The 3971-nt window shown below is 66.9% G+C and carries 3 protein-coding genes and 2 pseudogenes; 4 read left to right on the plus strand and 1 reads right to left on the minus strand.

Annotated features, from left to right (window positions below; all coding sequences use genetic code 11):
- Positions 1-143 (minus strand): annotated as a pseudogene (locus JDV09_RS25670) (IS3 family transposase); the annotation flags it as partial.
- 367 nt (positions 144-510) lie between these two features.
- Here JDV09_RS25670 and JDV09_RS25675 point away from each other — a divergent pair.
- From JDV09_RS25675 to JDV09_RS27065, 4 genes and pseudogenes are all read left to right on the plus strand, one after another.
- Positions 511-1779 carry a site-specific integrase gene (locus JDV09_RS25675; protein ID WP_221371958.1) on the plus strand — a complete coding sequence of 423 codons (1269 nt, stop codon included), beginning with the start codon at positions 511-513 and terminating at the stop codon, positions 1777-1779.
- Positions 1772-2737: a tyrosine-type recombinase/integrase gene (locus JDV09_RS25680; RefSeq protein WP_221371959.1), complete on the plus strand. Its 966-nt coding sequence runs from the start codon at positions 1772-1774 to the stop codon at positions 2735-2737. Before JDV09_RS25675 ends, JDV09_RS25680 begins: the two co-directional genes overlap by 8 nt.
- Positions 2738-2835: 98 nt before the next feature.
- Positions 2836-3369: pseudogene (locus JDV09_RS27580) on the plus strand (tyrosine-type recombinase/integrase); the annotation flags it as partial.
- 49 nt (positions 3370-3418) lie between these two features.
- Positions 3419-3778 (plus strand): tyrosine-type recombinase/integrase, encoded by a 360-nt coding sequence (locus tag JDV09_RS27065; protein WP_304620853.1) that lies wholly within the window; start codon positions 3419-3421, stop codon positions 3776-3778.
- Positions 3779-3971 lie beyond the last annotated feature (193 nt).

Below are 3971 nucleotides of genomic sequence, written 5' to 3' on the forward strand. Positions count from 1 at the left end.
AGCTGGGTGGCCACCCGCTGCACGGTGCCCTGCGTGGTGCCCAGCTCGGCGCGCAGGGCTCGCACCATCCGGACCGCGGCGGCCTTCTCCTCGGGGCTGTAGCGACGTGTCGTGGGCTTTCCAGCAGACTGTTCCTTCGGCATACCTGCATCCTCGTTTCCAAGGTCAGGAGCCTCCGGGATTTCCAGGGCGATTCACGGGGTCACCGCCGCCGGTGTAGGCCACGGTCATGTGTGCGGTGGCGAAGGTGTGCCGGTTATGGGGAATTCCCCATAACCGGCATTATGCGGACGGCTGGGTTATGTCCCCTGCCAAGGTGATTCGGCTGGTGGGGACCGTACCGGTGGTGGTTTCGTCTACATAATCCTGGGCGGCGGTCGAAGTCAGCGTCCCAGTGTGTCGAGCTGGCCCGTAGGGCGCCGTGGATCGGCCGTCGATGGCGGCGGCCGCAGCCGGTATCGGCGAAGAATGGCTTCTTTGTTCATTGCACTACCGGAAGAGGTGATTCTCATGGGAGACGCAGATGTCAGGGCCGCCGTCGGCGCTGTGTTGGCGGTGTTGCGCGAGGCTGGCAGGGCTGAGGGCACCGTCGTTCGCTACCAGGTCGTACTGGATCGGTTCGCGGTCTTTTTGGCCGGGCGCGGCCTGGACACGGCCAGCGAGCAGGTGTGTATCGACTTCATCACCAACCAGACCGGGGTCAGGTTGGGGTCGTTGCGGCAGTCGGTCAGGGACAGGGATGTCGCGGCGGTCCGCCGGCCGGTGCTGTTGATGGCCGAGGCGCTGGCCGGTCGGACGGTCGAGGTTGACCGGTCGGTCATCGTGCCCGCGGACGGCTGTCCGGTGAAGTTCCGTGCGCTCAGGGACGGCTACCTCGCTTCGTGCCATCGGCGCGGTAATGCCGAGGCGACCTTGATCGCCAAGGACAAGGCGGTCAGCCGGTTCTTGGGCTACCTGCACGAGGTGGGTGCCGACAACCTGGCGGTGCTGGGTGTGCGCGACGTGTCGGGCTTCTTGGTGCACCAGCGCGGCTTGCGACGCAAGACGATTGCGTCGATGAGGTCATCTCTGGCGGACTTTTTGGTCTTTTCGGCCGCTGCGGGTAAGACACCGCAGGGTTTGGCGGATCGGCTGCCGCCGCACCGGCACGTCCGCCACGAGTCCGAGCCGCATCTGTGGACCGCAGACGAGATCCGGCGAGTGCTGGCCGTGATCGACCGTGCCTCGGCCACCGGTAAACGTGATTACGCGATGATCCTGGCAACCGCTCGGCTGGGGCTTCGGATCTCGGATCTGCGTCACGTGCAGTTGGGTGACCTGGACTGGCGGGCCAAGCAGATCACGATCGTGCAGCACAAGACGGGACGACCGTTGAGGCTGCCGCTGCTGGCCGACGTCGGCTGGGCGATCATCGACTACATCCGGGGCGGGCGCCCCGAAACCGCCTGCCCGAAGGTGTTCGTCAAACACCGTCACCCGTTCGACACGTTCGGGTGCGCCTCATCGGTCGCCTCCCGGCTCTCGCGGCACGCTGCCCGAGCCGGGATCGTGTTCCCACCCGGACAGGTCTGCGGGATGCATTCGCTGCGTGGCGCACTGGCAGTGGCCATGATCGGCAACGGCGCGCCGATGCCGGTGATCTCGGCGGTGTTAGGACACGCCTCAAGCGATACGACCCAGTCCTACTACCTTCGGTTCGACGTCGAACGGCTGCGGTGTTGCGCATTGGACGTCGAGGACATCCTCGAACGGGCCGGGGCGGGTGAGCGCGGTGCCTGACACGACGCTGCGCGACCTGGTCGCCGATCTGGTCGCTGGGCGCCACGCCGGCGGATACCGGTTCAACATCCAGGAACGGGTCCTGCGCCAGTTCACCGAGCACTGCCGGCGGGAGGGCCACCCGGACGGGTCGATCACCAAAGAGGCGGTCGAGGGGTTCCTCTACGGCCCTCACCTGCGGTCTTCCACGACCCGACGCAACGAGTTGGCGCTGCGCCAACTGGTCGAGCACGCCCAAGGCGTCGGCTGGCACGCCTACATCCCGGCCGCGACAACTCGGGTCCATGTGCGCCACCAGCCGCCGTATGTGCTCACCGACGACGAGGTGCGCCGCTTGTTCGCCGCGATCGACACCCAGCCCATGTCCAGTTTCACGAACAAGGCGATGGTCGACCCGGTCTTGTTCCGAGTGCTCCATGGCGCCGGCCTGAGGGTCTCTGAAGCGCTGAACCTGACCCTGCCGGACGTCGACACCGACGGCGGGACACTGAAGATCCGCGACTCGAAAAACGGTGCGCGCAGAACCATCCCGATCAGCGTCCGGCTCACCGCAACCTTGGATAGGTATATGGCGGCCGCGCACCCGGCGCCCGAGCCCGGCGACCACGTCTTCTACAGCCGGGCTCCGGGCAGGCCCATCAACCAGTCGACCGTCTACCTGCGGTTCCGCGGCTACCTGGCCGACGCTGGCATCCCGCATTTCGTCGGCGGCCCCCATCCGCACTCGCTGCGCCACGGCTTCGCGGTGACCAACCTGCGGCGCTGGGCCAAAGACGGAGCCGACCTGGCCGTGATGCTGCCCTACCTGGCCTGCTACATGGGCCACGCCGACCTGCGCGGCACCCAGTACTACCTGCGGCTGACCGCCGACGCCTACCCCGACGTGATGGCCAAAGCCCAACTCCGGTTCGGCTACGTCATCCCCGTCATCTCCGCCCCGCCCGAGGAGCAGCCGTGAGCCCGCGGCCTGCCCCGCCCCCGGATTTGGCTGGGCGCTGGCTGGCGAAGTTCTTCACCGATCACCTGGCCGGCGAACGTTCCGCCTCACCGGCGACCGTGGCCTCCTACCGGGACGCGATGAAGCTGCTGCTGACCTGGTTCAAAGACGCCGAACACATCCCGCCCGAGAAACTGCGCCTGGCCGACATCGACCGGCCACGGATCCTGCGGTTCCTGAACTGGCTGCAGGCCGAACGGGGCTGCTCGACAACCACCCGCAACCAGCGTCTCGCGGTGATCAAGTCGTTTTGCCGCTACACCGCCATCGAACAGCCCGACCGCCTCGATGAGCTCACCCAAGTCCTGGCGATCCGGCAGAAAAACACCCCGGCCCCGAACCTGGGGCACCTGACCGGCGATGAAGTCAAAACGCTGCTCGCCGAACCCGGCACCGTCGGCGCACGCGCCGTCAGGGACACCGTCCTACTGGCGTTGGCCTACGACACCGCCGCCCGCGTCCAAGAGCTCTGCGACCTCAACGTCGCCGACATCCGCGGCTCCGACCCGATGACAGTGACGATCCGCGGCAAGGGATCCAAGATCCGCTACGTCCCCCTGATGGGCCCCACCTCCCGGCTCGTCACCGACTACCTCGAGCACCGCGACCCGCACCCCGGGCCTCGGCGCCGACACCGACCCCCTGTTTTACGGACCCAACCACTCCAGGATGACCCGGTCCGGAGTCGCCAAGCTCCTGACCCGCCACGTGCGAGCCGTCCGCAACCGCGACCCCAGCTGGGCTCCCGGACTGCCGGTCACACCCCACACCCTGCGGCGCAGCAAAGCGATGCACCTGATCCAGGCCGGCGTCAACCTGATCTACATCCGCGACCTGCTCGGCCACGCCGACGTGTCCACCACCGAGATCTACGCTCGCGCAGACGCCGAAACCAAACGCAAAGCGATCGTAAGCGCCTACGAGCCACTGACCCCCGATGCATTGCCGGACTGGACCACCGACACCCCCCTGATCAGCTGGCTCGACACACTGGAACGCTGACTCCGATAGCCGCCCAGGATTATGTAGACGAAACCACCACCGGTACGGTCCCCACCAGCCGAATCACCTTGGCAGGGGACATAACCCAGCCGTCCGCATAATGTCGCAGGTCGTGCAGTCGGGGGCGTGACCTGCCGCGCGGGGTGTGTCCGGCGGCCTCTCGGAGGCGCTTGAACAAGGATTGGAATGACAC

The organism is Mycolicibacterium xanthum, from assembly GCF_019710635.1.
Taxonomy (GTDB): domain Bacteria; phylum Actinomycetota; class Actinomycetes; order Mycobacteriales; family Mycobacteriaceae; genus Mycobacterium; species Mycobacterium xanthum.